12 protein-coding genes are annotated in these 14,818 nt (G+C 75.3%); 11 read left to right on the plus strand and 1 reads right to left on the minus strand.

Translation table 11 applies throughout. The features are described from left to right. Window positions 1-5: 5 nt before the first annotated feature. The 8 genes from AB5J51_RS23420 to AB5J51_RS23455 all read left to right on the plus strand — a co-directional run bounded on the left by AB5J51_RS23420 (window position 6) and on the right by AB5J51_RS23455 (window position 9,909). A complete protein-coding gene (locus AB5J51_RS23420) occupies window positions 6-1,223 on the plus strand; it encodes a glycosyltransferase (protein ID WP_369778572.1) in 1,218 nt (405 codons plus the stop codon). Then, complete coding sequence (locus AB5J51_RS23425; protein ID WP_369778573.1) at window positions 1,220-2,737, plus strand: exopolysaccharide biosynthesis polyprenyl glycosylphosphotransferase; 1,518 nt, start codon at window positions 1,220-1,222, stop codon at window positions 2,735-2,737. Before AB5J51_RS23420 ends, AB5J51_RS23425 begins: the two co-directional genes overlap by 4 nt. After that, entirely contained in the window at window positions 2,737-4,140 is a 1,404-nt protein-coding gene (locus AB5J51_RS23430; RefSeq protein WP_369778574.1) for an O-antigen ligase family protein, read from the plus strand. The genes AB5J51_RS23425 and AB5J51_RS23430 overlap by 1 nt, the downstream gene beginning before the upstream one ends. Next, a complete protein-coding gene (gene murJ, locus AB5J51_RS23435; protein ID WP_369778575.1) occupies window positions 4,137-5,933 on the plus strand; it encodes a murein biosynthesis integral membrane protein MurJ in 1,797 nt (598 codons plus the stop codon). Before AB5J51_RS23430 ends, murJ begins: the two co-directional genes overlap by 4 nt. Beyond that, window positions 5,923-6,699, plus strand: coding sequence for a polysaccharide deacetylase family protein (locus AB5J51_RS23440; protein WP_053786981.1), 777 nt, complete (start codon window positions 5,923-5,925; stop codon window positions 6,697-6,699). Before murJ ends, AB5J51_RS23440 begins: the two co-directional genes overlap by 11 nt. Continuing rightward, on the plus strand, window positions 6,696-7,988 hold the full coding sequence (locus AB5J51_RS23445) for a glycosyltransferase (RefSeq protein ID WP_369778576.1): 1,293 nt from the start codon (window positions 6,696-6,698) through the stop codon (window positions 7,986-7,988). The genes AB5J51_RS23440 and AB5J51_RS23445 overlap by 4 nt, the downstream gene beginning before the upstream one ends. A gap of 71 nt (window positions 7,989-8,059) precedes the next feature. Continuing rightward, on the plus strand, window positions 8,060-8,770 hold the full coding sequence (locus AB5J51_RS23450; protein ID WP_053786982.1) for a hypothetical protein: 711 nt from the start codon (window positions 8,060-8,062) through the stop codon (window positions 8,768-8,770). Continuing rightward, the gene (locus tag AB5J51_RS23455) at window positions 8,767-9,909 is read left to right on the plus strand and encodes a GNAT family N-acetyltransferase (RefSeq protein WP_369778577.1); all 1,143 of its coding nucleotides are present in this window, start codon (window positions 8,767-8,769) and stop codon (window positions 9,907-9,909) included. Before AB5J51_RS23450 ends, AB5J51_RS23455 begins: the two co-directional genes overlap by 4 nt. Window positions 9,910-9,914: 5 nt before the next feature. Here the strand turns inward: AB5J51_RS23455 and AB5J51_RS23460 are convergent, their stop codons facing one another. Beyond that, complete coding sequence (locus tag AB5J51_RS23460) at window positions 9,915-11,522, minus strand: glycoside hydrolase family 26 protein (RefSeq protein ID WP_369778578.1); 1,608 nt, start codon at window positions 11,520-11,522, stop codon at window positions 9,915-9,917. Between the two features lie 294 nt (window positions 11,523-11,816). Between AB5J51_RS23460 and AB5J51_RS23465 the strand changes: the two genes are divergently transcribed. The 3 genes from AB5J51_RS23465 to AB5J51_RS23475 all read left to right on the plus strand — a co-directional run bounded on the left by AB5J51_RS23465 (window position 11,817) and on the right by AB5J51_RS23475 (window position 14,811). Then, window positions 11,817-13,109 (plus strand): ATP-grasp domain-containing protein, encoded by a 1,293-nt coding sequence (locus AB5J51_RS23465; protein ID WP_369778579.1) that lies wholly within the window; start codon window positions 11,817-11,819, stop codon window positions 13,107-13,109. Window positions 13,110-13,227: 118 nt separating this feature from the next. Then, a complete protein-coding gene (locus tag AB5J51_RS23470) occupies window positions 13,228-14,502 on the plus strand; it encodes an NAD(P)-binding domain-containing protein (protein ID WP_369780295.1) in 1,275 nt (424 codons plus the stop codon). An 18-nt stretch (window positions 14,503-14,520) separates the two neighbouring features. Then, on the plus strand, window positions 14,521-14,811 hold the full coding sequence (locus AB5J51_RS23475; protein WP_078987374.1) for a hypothetical protein: 291 nt from the start codon (window positions 14,521-14,523) through the stop codon (window positions 14,809-14,811). Window positions 14,812-14,818: the final 7 nt, after the last annotated feature.

Raw genomic sequence — 14,818 nt, forward strand, 5'->3', positions numbered from 1 at the left:
TCCGCGTGCCGAAACAGCCTCCCCCTGCGCAGTTCTCCCCTGCGCAGGTCCCGATTCCCCGTCCCCTGTCCGTCCTGCATCTCGTCCAGCCCGTCGACGGCGGTGTCGCCCGTGTCGTCGTCGACCTCGTCCGCGCGCAGACGGCCGCCGGTCTGCGGACCGCCGTCGGCTGCCCGCGCGGCGGACAGCTCGCCGACGCCGCCCGTAGCGCCGGAGCCGAGGTGCTCACCTGGCGCGCCGGGCGGGCCCCCGGGCCCGACCTGCCCGCCGAAGTGCTCGGCGCCCGGCGGGTGATCGGCAGGATCCGGCCCGACGTCCTGCACGCCCACAGCGCCAAGGCGGGCCTCGCCGGGCGGCTCGCCGTCCGCGGGGCCGTGCCCACCGTCTTCCAGCCGCACGCCTGGTCCTTCGACGCCGTCGGCGGGGCCACCGCCGCGCTCGCCCTGCGCTGGGAGCGGTTCGGGGCCCGTTGGGCCGACCGGGTGCTCTGCGTCAGCGAGGCCGAACGCCGGGCCGGCGAGGCCGAGGGGATCGCCGCCCACTGGTCGGTGATCCGCAACGGCGTGGACCTCGACCACTTCCGCCCCGGCGGGCCCGACCGGGCCGCGGACCGGACCCGGGCGCGTACCGAACTGCCCTTGCCCACCGCCTTCCTGGGGGACGGGCCGCTCGCCGTCTGCGTGGGCCGGCTCTGTCACCAGAAGGGCCAGGACATCCTGCTCCGGGCCTGGCGAGAGGTGCTCGGCAACCTCCCCGAGGCCCGTCTCGCGCTCGTCGGCGACGGCCCCGACACCGAGCGGCTGCGCCGCACCGCCCCACCCGGGGTGCTCTTCGCGGGGGCCGCCCCCGACATCCGACCGTGGCTTCGGGCCGCCGATCTCGTTGTACTGCCGTCGCGGTGGGAGGGCATGGCGCTCGCCCCGCTCGAAGCCATGGCCTGCGGCCGACCGGTCCTGGTCTCCGACGTCAGCGGTGCCCGGGAGAGTCTGCCGCCCGGCCAGGGACGGCTCTGCCTGGTACCGCCGGAGGACCCGACGGCCCTGGCCAAGGCCCTGGGACGGCTCCTCGCCGAACCGCGGCTGCTCGCCGAACTCGGGGAGCAGGCCCAGCAGCACGCCCGGACCGACTTCGACGTGCGGCGGACCACGGACGCGGTCACCGGTCTGTACCACGAACTGCTGGGCAGGCCCCGGCCCTTGAACCAGGAGCGCATCAGCCGATGACGATGGACAGCGCACCCGCCCGGCACACCGGGCAGGGCGGCACGGGGCCCGCCGGAGGCACCGCCGGCACCGCAGCCGTCCGACGGTCCGTGACCGCCATCCACCCCCCGCGCCGGCCCAGGGCCGACCCGGCCCGGCCCCTGGCGCGGCCGCAGCGGGTCCGGCGCCGCGACGGGGTCGTCCCGCTGCTGACCGCCGACGCGCTGGCGGCCGTACTGACCACGACGGTCCTGGCCCGGCCCGGGGCGGCGCTGCCGGCCGAGGCCGCCGCCCCGATCGCCGTGCTGGCCGCCGCGCTGCACGCGCAGGCCGGTCTGTACCGGCCGCGACTCGCGCCCTCCGCGCTGCTGGACCTGCCCGCGCTGGCCGGGCGGGCCGCCGTCCTGTGGTGCGGGGTCGCCGCCGTCGTTGCCGCCACGGCAGGGGGCCGGGCCCTGGGCTGGTCCGCCCTGCTGAGCGCCGTCTGCCTGCAGATCCTGCTGACGTGCACGGGCCGCGGGTTCGCCAACGGGCTCCGCTGCCGCTCCGCCCGGCGCCGCCCCTACTCCGCCCTCGTCGTCGGCCCCGGAGCCGGGGCGAGCGCGGTCGCCGCCGCCCTGCACGGGCGCCCCGAGTACGGGCTGCGGCCCGTCGGGCTCGCCGACACCGGCGCCGGCGAGGAGGGCGGCGGCAGCGTGCCGGTGCTCGCCACCCACGAGGACATCCGGCGCGCGGTCATCCAGAACTCGGTCCGGCACGCGGTGTTCACCCGCCCGCCGGAGGCCGACGAGCGCACCGCCTCCCTCGTCCGCCTCTTCCACGACCACGGCTGCCGGCTCTGGCTCGCCGACCCGGCCGGCACCGCCAAGGTGACCGGCATGCGGGTGGCCCAACCCGCCGACCAGCTGTGGGGGTACGCCGTACAGCCGCTGCTGCCCCGCCCGTCCCGGCCGGTGGAGCGCTGGGTGAAGCGGGCCGTCGACGGGCTGCTGGCCGCGATCGCACTGATCGCGGCCGCGCCCGTGATGGGCGTGTGCGCGCTCGCGGTACGGATCTCCGACGGGCCCGGGGTGATCTTCCGGCAGGAGCGGGTCGGCCTGTACGGGCGCCCGTTCACGCTGCTGAAGTTCCGCACCCTGCGCGCCGACGAGCACGAGTCCGCCACCCGGTGGACGGTCGCGGGCGACCACCGCATGAGCCCCATCGGCTCCTTGCTGCGCAAGTCCTCGCTCGACGAGCTGCCGCAGCTGTGGAACGTCGTACGGGGTGACATGAGCCTGGTCGGACCGCGGCCGGAACGGCCGTTCTTCGTGGCGAAGTTCGCCGCCGTGCACCCCGGCTACGAGGCCCGGCACCGGATGCCCGTCGGCATCACCGGGCTCGCCCAGATCAACGGCCTGCGCGGGGACACCTCCATCGAGGACCGGGCCCGCTTCGACAACCACTACATCGACACCTGGTCGCTGTGGCAGGACCTGTGGATCCTCGCCCGCACCGCGGCCTCCTTCTTCCGCTTCCGGCTGGGGGGCAGCTGATGAGCGTCGCCGTATCCCTGGGCGGCTCCCGGCCGCCCGACGCCGCGGGGTTGCTGCGGCGGCACTGGCCGCTGCTGCCGCTCGCCGCGACCGTCCTGCTGCTCCTCGCCCCGATCGCGGCGGGTGACGCGAGCACCTCCGGCAAGGTCGGACCGGCCGATGCCGCATCCCTGGTGCTGGTGTTCGTGTGCGTGGTGCAGGCGCTGCGCGGGCGGGTGCGGGAGCTGAGCCCGCTGGGCGTGCCTGTGCTGGGCGTGCCCGCCGTGGGGCTGGCCGTCGCGACCGTGACCGCCGGGGACCCGTACGCGGCGCTGCCCGGTTTCGTGCGCTACCTCCAGGTGTTCGTGCTGGTCCCGGCGGCGATCGTGCTGCTGGTGCGCGACGCCGGGGAGTTCCGGCTGGCTGCGGGGTGCTTCGTGGTGCTGGCGCTGGTGCAGGGCGCGGTGGGGGTCGTGCAGTACGCGACCCACACCGGGGCCTCGTACCAGGGCGAGGACGTCCGGGCCGTCGGCACGTTCGGCCCCGGCGACGTGATGGGCATGGCCACCGTGGTGGCGTACGGGCTGGTCGTGGCGACCGCCGCGGCGCTGGCTCCGGGACTGCCCCGCCGGGTACGACAGTCGGCGGGCGCCGCTGCGCTGGTACTGGTGGTGCCGCTGGTGCTGTCGTTCAGCCGGGGCGCCTGGATCGCCACCGCCGGCGCGGCGGTGCTGGTGATGCTGCTGGCCGGGATCCGGCGGGCCCTGAAGGTGCTCCTCGCGCTGGCCGCGGCCGGTGTGGTGCTGGTGGGCGGGCTCGGGGTCGGCTCCGAGATGGTCGCGGAGCGGCTGACCTCGATCACCCAGGTCTCCAGCGCCCCCGACCAGTCGGTGACCGACCGCTACACGATGTGGGCCGCCGCCGAGTCGATGTGGCGCGAGCGGCCGGCGGTCGGCGTGGGCCTCAAGGGCTTCCCGGCCAACCGGGACGGGCACTCCTCGCTGGGGCTGTCCTCCGGCAGCGACACCGCCGGCGCGGGGCAGGCGTACATCCGCCAGCCGCTGCTCTCCCCGCACAACATGTACCTGCTGGTGCTGAGCGAGCAGGGCCTGATCGGGCTGACCGCGCTGGCGGGAGGCTGGGCGGCGCTGCTGGTCGCGGGACTGCGGCGGTGCGCCACGGGCGGGTCCGGGCTCCAGGACTGCGGCCTGATCGCGATCGGGCTGTTCGTCTGGCAGCTCACCGACTTCCTGTACGCCGACATCGGCGGGCCGTCCACCGTCCTGACCGGAGTGATCATCGGCCTGGCGGCCTGGTGGGCCTTGCCCTCCCGGCAGGACGCCACCGGCCTCGCCGCTGCCGCGGACGGGCGCACCGGCCTCGCCGCCGGCCTGCGCGCCGTACCGGGTGCGGACGGCCGGTGACGGATACGACGCCCTGGCGGCGGCCCGCGGCCGCGGCGACCGAAGTCGCCGCGGCTGCGGGCCGTCCGCCGCACCCCGACCCGGCTCCGGTCCCGCCGGTGCCCCCCGTTCCCCCGCTCGGCCCCGGCCATGCGCGGGCGGTCGGCGGGGCCGGGGGGAGCGGAGCCGGCGGGAGCGGAGGCGGGAGCGCGCCGGCTCCGCTGGGGCGGTTCCTGGCCAAGGCCGCCGCCGTCACGGCGGGACTGACCGCCGCCGGGGCGGTGTTCGGGCTGGTCCGGGACCAGACCATCGCGCATCTCTTCGGGGCCGGGCACGACAGCGACGCGTTCCTGATCGCCTGGACCGTGCCCGAGATGGCCTCGACGCTGCTGATCGAGGACGCCATGGCGCTGCTGATGGTGCCCGCGTTCAGCCATGCCCTGGCCCGGCGGGCGGCCGGCCGCGCGGGGCTCACCCGCAAGGAGGCCCGCGCGCAGGACCCCGTACGGCTGCTCGTGGGGGCGACCCTGCCGCGGCTGGCGGTGCTCCTGGCGGCCGTCGCCTCCGTGCTGGTCGTTGCCGCGCCGCTCGTCGTCGCCGTGCTCGCGCCCGGACTGCCGGATCCGGACCTGGCCGTGGAGTGCACCCGGATGACCGCACTGACCGTGCTGTCGTTCGGCATCGCGGGGTACTTCAGCGCCGCCCTCCGGGCGCACCGTTCGTTCGTTCCACCGGCCGCGATCTACGTCTCGTACAACGTCGGGATCATCGGGACGATGGTCGCGCTGCACGCGGCGTGGGGGGTGCGGGCCGCGGCCGCCGGGGTCGCCGTCGGCGGGCTGCTGATGGCGCTGGTCCAACTGCCCGCGTTCATCCGGAACGTGGGCTTCGGCCCGTCCCGCGCGAAGGGCGCGCCGCGCAGCCAGCGCGACCGGGACCGGCCCACCCTGATGGCGTTCGGGCTGATCGCCCCGGTCATCTTCTTCGCCGTGTTCCGGCAGTCGCAGGTCCTGGTCGAGCGGTTCCTGGCCGCCTCGCTGCCGCCCGGGGCCATCTCGCACCTGAACTACGCGCAGAAGGTCGCGCAGATGCCGATGGTGCTGTCGCTGATGATCTGCACCGTCACCTTCCCCGTCGTCGCCCAGGCCATGGCCGGCGGCGAGCGCGAGAAGGCCCGGCGGCGCGTCGAACAGGACCTCGCACTGGCTTCCCTCGCCGTCCTCATGGGCAGCGCCCTCGTCATCGGGTACGCGCCCCAGATCATCCAGGTCCTCTTCGAACGCGGCGCCTTCACCCACCGCGACACAATGGCCACCGCCTCCGTCATGCGGGTCTACGGCCTCGGACTCCTCGGCCACTGCCTCGTCGGGGCGCTGTCCCGGCCCTTCTTCTCGACCGCCCGGCCCACCTGGTTCCCGGCGCTCGCGATGGGCGCCGGACTCCTCGTCAACATCGTGGCCGGAGCCTTCGCCGTCCGCTGGTGGGGCACGTACGGCATCGCCGCAGCCAACGCCGCCGGCATCTCCACCACCGCCGTCCTGCTGCTCACCGGGCTCGGCTCGCGGATCGTCGCCATCCAGGTCCGCCGGGTCGCGCTGAGCATCGGCCGGCTCTCCGTCGCCGCCGTCGGCGCCTGCGGCACCGGCTGGATCGCCGGTCCCATGATCCCCGACCCGATGCTCAGCGCCGCACTCGGCTGCCTGCTCGTTCCCGCCATGTTCGGCGCCTGCGGCATGGCCATACGGGCGCTCGAGATCACCGCCCTGCCCGCCCAGATCACCAAGATGACCCAGAGGTTCCGCAATGCCCGCTGACACCCGCACGGCGCCGGCCGCCGCGACGGTCCCCGCCCGCCGGACCGCCTCGCCGTGGGTCCTGATGTACCACTCGGTCGCCGAGTTCACCGACCCCGCAGAGGACCCGTACGGCATCACCGTCACCCCGGGCACGCTGGAGGGCCAGCTGCTGTGGCTGCGCTCCCGGGGCCTGCGCGGGGTGTCCGTCGGCGAACTGCTCCGGGCGCACGCGGCCGGGCGCGGCGCCGGGCTCGTCGGGCTGACCTTCGACGACGGCTACACCGACTACCTGACCCGGGCGCTGCCGCTGCTGCGCCGCCACGACTGCACCTCGACGCTGTTCGTGCTGCCCGGGCGGCTCGGGGTGGACAACGCGTGGGACCCGCTCGGTCCGCGCAAGTCCCTGCTGACCGCCGAGGGCATCCGCGAAGTGGCCGCCGCCGGACAGGAGATCGGTTCGCACGGGCTGCTCCACCAGGACCTCACCGCGGCCGCCGACGACATCCTCCAGCAGGAGCTGCGGGGCAGCCGCGAGCTGATCCGGGAGCTGACCGGGACCCTGCCGGAGGGGTTCTGCTACCCGTACGGGCACCTCGACGAGCGGGTCGTCGCGGCGACGCGGGCCGCCGGGTACGGGTACGCGTGCGCCATCGACCCCGGGCGGCTGGCCGGCCCGCACGCCCTGCCGCGCACCCACGTCAGCCAGGCGGACGGGGCCGGGCGGCTGCGGATCAAGCAGCTGCGGCACCGGGTGCGGGAGCTGCGGCGGGCGGTGCACCGATGAAGTCGCCACGGGCGCTGCACATCATCACGGGGCTCGGGGTCGGCGGCGCCGAGCAGCAACTGAGGCTGCTGCTGCGGCACATGCCGATGCGCTGCGACGTGCTGACCCTGACCAACCCCGGGCCGGTGGCCGAGGGGCTGCGGGCCGACGGGGTCCGGGTGGTGCACCTGGGGATGCGGGGCAACCGGGACCTGGGGGCGCTGCCGAGGCTGGTGCGGTTCATCCGGCGCGAGCAGTACGACCTCGTGCACACGCACCTGTACCGGGCCTGCGTGTACGGGCGGCTCGCGGCCCGGCTCGCGGGGGTCGGGGCGACCGTGGCCACCGAGCACTCCCTCGGCGAGGGCGAGATCGAGGGCCGGCGGCTGACGTCCGGGGTGCGGGCGCTGTACCTGGCCAGTGAGCGGCTGGGCGCGGCGACCGTGGCGGTGTCGGACACCGTGGCGGCGCGGCTGGAGGGGTGGGGCGTGCCGGCCGCGCGGGTGCATGTCGTACCGAACGGGATCGAGGCCGTCCGCTTCCGCTTCGACGAAGGCGTGCGCAGGGCCACCCGGGCCCGCAGCGGGCTGCCCGAACGGGCGTTCGTGGTCGGCGGGGTCGGGCGGCTGGTGCCGGGCAAGCGGTTCGACTCGCTGGTCCGGGCGGTGGCGGCGCTGCCGGGCGCGCATCTGCTGCTCGCCGGGGACGGTCCGGAGCGGGCGGCGCTGCGGCGGCTGGCGGCGGAGCTGGGCGCGCAGAGCCGGGTCCATCTGTTGGGGGAGCGGGACCCGCTGGGCGACAGCGCGGACGGGCGGACGCCGGGGATCCCGGCGCTGCTGGCCGCGATGGACGTCTTCGTGTCGCCGTCGCGGGAGGAGGCGTTCGGGCTGGCGGTCGTGGAGGCGCTGGCTGCGGGGCTGCCCGTGCTGCACGTCACCTGTCCGGCGATCGACGACCTCCCGGCGGCGCAGGCGCCGGGGGCGCGGCGGATCGGGACCGGGACGGAGGAGCTGGTCGCCGCCCTGCGCGGGCACATGGAGGCGGGCGCGCGTCGGCTGCCGCCGCCACCAGTGGTCCGCCGCTACGACATCGCCCGCAGCGCGGACCAGCTCCTCGAGGTCTACGCCCTGGCCCTGTCCGGAGCCCCGGCCCCTGCGCCCCGGCCGCCGGCCGGGCCGGAACTGCCGGGCTGCGCCGTGGAAGGCGCTGCGGTGCGGTCGACGGCCGGCCGCAGGCCGGACTCCCGGGGCGCTGACCCGGACCCCGCGCCTCACACGCCGGCGGGGCTGGAAGTGCCGCCGGGCGGTTGATTCACGCAGCGCCGAAGGGGCTCCCGACGCGGGGCCCGAAAGAACTCCCATTCCTCCAGGAAGGCACGTAGATGGCTGACACCGCCGATCAGAAGAAGTCCGATCAGAAGAAGACCGACCGCCGTCGTCGCAGGGTGCGGCTGCTGCCGCCGCCCGCGTGGTGGCCTCTGCCCGTCGCCGCCGCTCTCGGGCTGGCCGCGGGCGGGGCGTACGGGGTGCTCAAGGCGCCCGAGTACGCCGCCACCAGCTACGTCGTCGCCGTCCCGGACGACACCACCGAGCCCGCGACCGCCCTCGGCTTCGCCCAGGCGTACGCGCGCATCGCGACCAGCAGTTCCACCCTCGCGTACGCCCAGCCCCGGGCGGGCATCAGCGCCCGCCGGCTCCGTACGCAGGTGCGCGCCGAGACCTCCCCCGAGTCCCCGATGATCGCCATCACGGGAACGTCGAAGAGCCCGACCGAAGCCGCGGACATCGCCAACGCCGTTGCCGATGCGCTCTCGCTGAGCAGCAATCAGGCCGCCAAGAACACCGGCGTCCAGCTGCTGCTGTTCAACCAGGCCGTCGCGCCGAGCGAGCCCGCCTCGCCGTCCGCCACCGTCAGCGGGGCCGTCGGGCTGTGCGCCGGCGGGCTGCTCGGCGGGCTGTGGCTGCTGGCCCGGCCCGGCCGCAGCCGGCGGCCCGAGGGCCGGTCCGAGGAACAGCCGGTCGTCGAGGAGTACGCCTCCCTGCCCGCCCAGGGCGACCACAACGAGACCAAGGAGAAGGAGTCCGTGCGATGACTACGGGCTCCACCGGGGCCCTGTCGGTGACGCTGTGCCGCGACCCCCGGCAGTTCGCCGCGCTGGAAGAGCCGTGGAACCGGCTCTTCCGGGCCTGTCCCACCGCCACTCCCTTCCAGAGCCACGCCTGGCTGCACTCCTGGTGGCTCTCGTACGGCCGGGACGGGCGGCTGCGCATCGTGCTCGTACGGCGCGGCGGGGAACTCGTCGGCGCCTGCGCGCTGATGCTCGTCCACCGGCCGCTGCCGCTCCTGGTGCCGCTCGGCGGCGGCATCACCGACTACTTCGACGTGCTCGTGGACGCGCAGTACGCCGACCAGGTCGTTCCGGCGCTGGCCCGCGGGCTGCACCGGGCCGCCCGCGGCGCGGTCGTCGACCTGCGCGAGGTGCGGCCCGGGGCCGCCGCCGAGGCGCTGTACGGCCAGTGGCCGGGGATCCGGAGCAAGCTCGCCGACTCCACCTGCATGGAGCTGCCCGCGCTGCCGTTCGACGAGCTGGTCAAGCGGATGCCGGCCTCGGGTGCCCAGCGGGTCCGGGCCAAGCTGCGCAAGACCGACGCGGCCGGGATCGAGGAGCACGAGGTCACCGAGCAGGAGGTGCCGCGCGCGGTACGGACGCTGCTGCAGCTCCACGAGAAGCAGTGGCGCGGCCGCGGGGTGACCCCGGAGCACCTCAGGCCCCGTTTCGCCGAGCACCTGACCCGGGCCACCCGGCGGATGGTGCGGGCCGGCGAGGGCCGGCTGACCGAGTTCCGGCTGGACGGGAAGGTGGTCGCCGCCAACGTCACCCTGCTGTCGGGGGCGTTGAGCGGCGGCTACCTGTACGGGGCCGACCCGGACCTGCGGACCCGGAAGGTGGACGTGGCGACGCTGTTGCTGCGCTACGAGGCCGGCCGCGCCCTCGCGGAGGGCCGCCCGGTGGTGAGCTTCCTGCGCGGCAACGAGCCGTACAAGAACCACTGGCGGCCCGAGACGGTCGTCAACCAGCGGTTCCTGCTGGCCAGGACGGCGCTCGCGCCCCTGCTCCGCCTGCACGAATCGCAGGTGACGGGGCGCGAGCGTGCGGTGGACGCGCTGCGCGAGGCCCTGCCGGCCGCCAGGGACTGGCGGGCGCGGCTCAACGAACTGCGGGTCCGATGACGGTTCTACCAGGGCCAGAAGCCGGAGTCCTTGCCCCAGTTGATCTTGATGCAGACCGACTGCTTGCCGACCAGCTTGGAGAGCCACTCGCCGAAGTTGAGCGGCACGCACCACTCCGTGCTGTTGGCGGGCGGTTCGGGGGGCTCGGGCTTCGGCACGACCGGGCTCGGGACGGGGCTCGGGACCGGGACCTCCGGCGACGGGACCGGGTTCGGGATCTCCGGCGACGGGACCGGCACCGGGACGGGGTCCGGGCTCGGGTCCACCGGGGTCTCGGGCGACGGGACCGCCGGCGAGGGCTCGGGCACGGGCTCGGGGACCGGCACGGGCTCGGGCACCGGCACGGGCTCGGGGCTCGGGCTCGTGCTCGGGATCTCCGGCGAGGGGACCGGCACCGGCACCGGGACCGGGAGCGGGAGCGGGACCTGCGGACTCGGGATCTGCGGGATCTCCGGGATCTCCGGCGACGGGATCGCCGGGGAGGGCACGGGGATCTCGGGGGTCGGGATCTGCGGGATCGGCACGACCGGCGTCGGGATCACCGGGGTCGGTACGACCGGGGTCGGTACGACGGGCGTCGGCACGACCGGCGTCGGGATGACCGGCGTGGGCACCACGGGCGTCGGGACCGGGTCCGGACGCTGGGGCGCGAGCGCGGCCCGGAAGGCCTTCGCGGACTTCGGGTTCTGCTTGCACTGCCACACGCCGTGCGGGCAGTAGTCCGTGATGGTGTGGTACAGCGGCCTGTGCTGCTCGATCCACTTCAGCATGCGCCGCACGTACTCCGCGTTGTCCCCGTGCCGGAACAGCCCCCACTCCGGGTACGAGATCTCTTTGCCGTGCGCTTTCGCGAAATCCACGTGCTGCTGGAGCCCGTACGGCTGCTTGACCATCTCGTCGAACGTCTTGCCGGGAGCCTGGTCGTACGAATCCATGCCGACGATGTCGACCACGTCGTCGCCCGGGTAGCAGTTGGTCCAGCCGATCGCGTCCGACCCGCGGTTGGGGGCGTAATCGAACTTGAACTCCGCACCGGGGACGGAGCGCATCGCGTTGACGATCCGCCGCCAGTACTGCTTCCAGCCCTCCGGGTCCGGCGCGCAGCGGTGGGTGTACGTGGCGCCGTTCATCTCCCAGCCGAGCACGATCACCGTGTCCGGGACGCCCAGCTCCACCAGCCGTCGGGCGAGCTTCTCGAAGTGCCGGTCGAACTCGCCCTTCGCACCCGCCCGGATCAGCTGCGCCACCTTGCGGTCGGGGACCCGGTCCTCGTTGCGCTCCTGCATGGGCACGTTCAGGACGAACAGCCGGTCCGCCTTGGCACGGCGCCACTCGGCCCACGGCTCCAGGAAGTCGGGGCCCTCGATGCGGGCCCAGCGGTCCCCGGGCAGATAGGTGTGGCCGACCCGGATCTCCTTGCCGCCCAGCCAGCGCGACAGGTTGGGGATCCGGGCGACTCCGGGCGGACCGGAGTCGAGAAAGGCGCCCACGGCGATGTCGGAGCCCTTGGGCTGCTCCCGCTCGGGGGCCGCGAGCGCGGCCCCGGTGGCGAGCAGTCCGGCCGTGACCGTACCGATGCAGGTGCTCGCCAGTCGGCGGTGTGGTCTGGGCATGGCGTCTCCCGAGCTTTCCTGAATCGGTGTGCTTGTCAAAGACGTTAGGCATCACATCTGACGAATGGCCTGTCCGGTGACCGCTGCGTAGGCCATTCGCAGCTGCGCATCCTCCCCGCTTGGTCCGACTAGGTGAAAGACACCGTTCCCATGCACGCGTTCGACGGCCATGTGCCTGCTGTAGTGCTCAGACTCGATCGGAATCCGTTCCACCACGGAACCCTCGGCGCCGTCAGATCTCTCGGGCGGAGGGGCGTGGAGGTCCATGCCGTCGTCGAGGCCGGGGGAGGTCCCATGGGGCGCTCGCGCTACCTGCACGCCGTGCATCCCGGACCGGCCGGCGGGCTGGACCCGGAGGCTCCGGAGACGCTGCTGGAGTGCCTGGTCGGGGTGTCGGAGCGGATCGGCAGGCCGGCGGTGCTCGTCGCGATGGACGACCTGAGCGCCATCGCCGTCGCGCGGATCGCACCGATGCTGGACGGGCGGTTCCGGATCCCCCATCAGCCCGACGGGCTGCCGGCGCGGGTGGCGGACAAGGCCGAGCTGGCGCTGCTGTGCGCACGCTGGGACATCCCGCACCCGGAGACGGTGATCCCGGCGAGCGGGGCGGAGGCGGCGGAGGCCGCGTGGCGCCTCGGCCTGCCGGCGGTCGCCAAGTGGAGCCGGCCCTGGCTGCTGCCCCCGGGCGGCGGGCTGCGCAGCACCACGCTCGTGCACACCGCCGCCGAGGCGCGCCGCCTTTACGAGCGCACGGCGGAGGCCGGGAGCCGGCTGCTGCTCCAGCGGTTCCTGCCGGCCGGGACGGACACCGACTGGTTCTTCCACGGAGCCTTCGCCCGGGGCGGGCACCCGCTGCTGGCGGGGTCGGGCCGCAAGGAGCTGTCCTGGCCCGTACGGACGGGGCTGACGGCGGTGGGGCGCTGGCTGCCGGATCCGGCGGTGGAGGAGGCGGGGCTGCGGCTCGCCGAACGGCTGGGCTACCAGGGGATCCTGGACCTGGACTTCCGCCGGGACGAGCAGGGCTGTTTCCGGCTGGTGGACTTCAACCCCCGGCCGGGCGCACAGTTCCGGCTGTTCACGGATGCGGGCGGGCTGGACGTGGTCCAGGCGATGTACCTGGATCTGACGGGGCAACGGGTCCCGGAGCCCGCGGGCGGTCCGGGCCGGGTGTTCGTCGCGGAGAACTACGCCCTGCTGGCGTCGCTCCGCGGCCGCCGGCTCCCGTGGCGGTCCCCGGCCCGCCCGCCGCTCCCGTCCCCCTCGGCACCCGAAGACGCCGGGCCGGGGCAGGACCGCGCCGCGGGCGGCGGGCCCGGGCGGCTGGTGCGGCCGGTGCGGGTGGCGCCGCGGGCGGAGCGGGGGCGGGTGGAAGCGGCCTGGTTCGCCGCCGACGACCCGATGCCCTTCCTCGGGATGCTCGCCGCGTTCCTGGGCCGGGGCGCGGCGAAGGGGGTGCGCGCGCTGCGCGGCGTACCGGCACACGGCCGCCGTACGGCCCGGGCCGTGGTCCGCGCCCCGCGCCAGCGCGCCCGCGACCTGACCCCGCCGACCGCTCCTGCCGAACCGGACGAACTGGTGACCCGATGACGCCCCGCCATCGGCCCCCGTCGCCGTCTCCGGCGCCGCGGGGGCCCGACATGCGCAGGGCCGGAGGCACTGGCACGGGCGAGGGGCCCATGAGACTGGAGGGACAGCGGTGACGCGGGTGGACGATCTCGTCGTGGTCGGCGCCGGGCCGTACGGGCTGTCGATCGCCGCGCACGCGGCGGCGGCGGGTCTCGGAGTACGGGTGCTCGGACGGCCCATGGCCTCGTGGCGGGACCACATGCCCGAGGGCATGTACCTGAAGTCGGAGCCCTGGTCCTCCAACCTGTCCGCGCCCGGCGGCCGGCACACCCTCGCCGCCTACTGCGCCACCCGCGGGCTGGCGGCCGAGCACGGCAGCCCGCTCCCGATCGGCACCTTCAGCTCGTACGGCATGTGGTTCGCCCGCCGCGCCGCGCCCGAGGTGGAGGAGGTGACGGTCACCGAGGTCAGCCCGCAGGGCGACGGGTTCCTGGTCCGCACCGCCGAGGGGCCGCCGCTGCTCGCCCGTACGGTCGCGATCGCCGTCGGGGTGATGCCGTTCGTGCACTTCCCCGAGGCGCTGCGGGATCTGCCCCCCGGGCACTGCTCGCACAGCAGCGGCCACCGCGACCTGGCCCGGTTCGCCGGCCGCGAGGTCGCGGTGGTCGGGGCCGGGCAGGCGGCCCTAGAGACCGCCGCCCTGCTGGCCGAGAACGGGGCCCGGCCCTGTCTCGTCGCCCGCCGGTCCCGGCTGAACTGGAACACCGTGCCCCAGCCGCTGGAGCGCCCGGCCCTGCGCGCCCTGCGCGATCCGCACAGCGGCCTCGGCACCGGCTGGCGCAGCTGGGTGTGGTCGGAGCTGCCCTGGGCGGTGCGCCGGCTGCCCGCTCCGACCCGGGAGCGGATCGCCGCGACCGCGCTCGGGCCCGCCGGGGCCTGGTGGCTGCGGGACCGCTTCGAGCGGAGCGTCCCGGTGCTGCTGGGGCACCGGCTGCACCGGGCGGTGCCGGTGGGCGGGCGGACCCGGCTCGGGCTGACCACCGCGGCCGGGGAGTCCGTCGTACTGGACGTCGCGCACGTCGTCGCGGCCACCGGGTTCGCCCCGCACCTGGACCGGCTGGAGCTGCTGGACGCCCGGCTGCGTGCCGTCCTCGGCACCGTCGGGGACAGCGGCACGCCGGAGCTCAGTGCCGGTTTCGAGTCCTCCTGGCCCGGGCTGTTCTTCGCGGGGCTGCTGACGGCTCCCTCATTCGGCCCTTCCATGCGATTCGTGCACGGTGCGGGGTTCACGGCGGGGAGACTGGTCGGAGGAGTCCGAAAGCGCCTCGGCGCCCGGGGCAGGCCGACGGGCTCCGCCGGGACCGTACGGCCAGACCGGGCCGGTGCCGGGCATCCGAAGACGTCTCTGCGGTGAGGTCGAGAGGGGTCCGCGATGAGTGCGGAGCAGGGAGCACAGGGCCGTGGCTGGGTACGCATTCCCGCCAGCCGGGCGGAGCAGCCCGCCGCGCCCAGGTCCGCCGCGCCGAGGACCGCCGCCGGGCCCAGGACCACACCGCCCAGGACCGCCTCGCCGTACGCCCCTCCCGCGCATGCGGCACCGGACCAGTCGACCATCTACCTCTCCCTCGTCAAGCGCTGGCGGGAGGCCGGGCGCACCCTTCCGGGGCATCCTGACGAGGAGTGGGAGCGGCTGATCTCCCAGCCGTGCTGGCCCGGCCGTTAGGTGGTGT

Origin of the sequence: Streptomyces sp. R33, from assembly GCF_041200175.1 — a bacterium.
In the GTDB taxonomy this organism is placed as follows: Bacteria; Actinomycetota; Actinomycetes; order Streptomycetales; family Streptomycetaceae; genus Streptomyces; species Streptomyces katrae_B.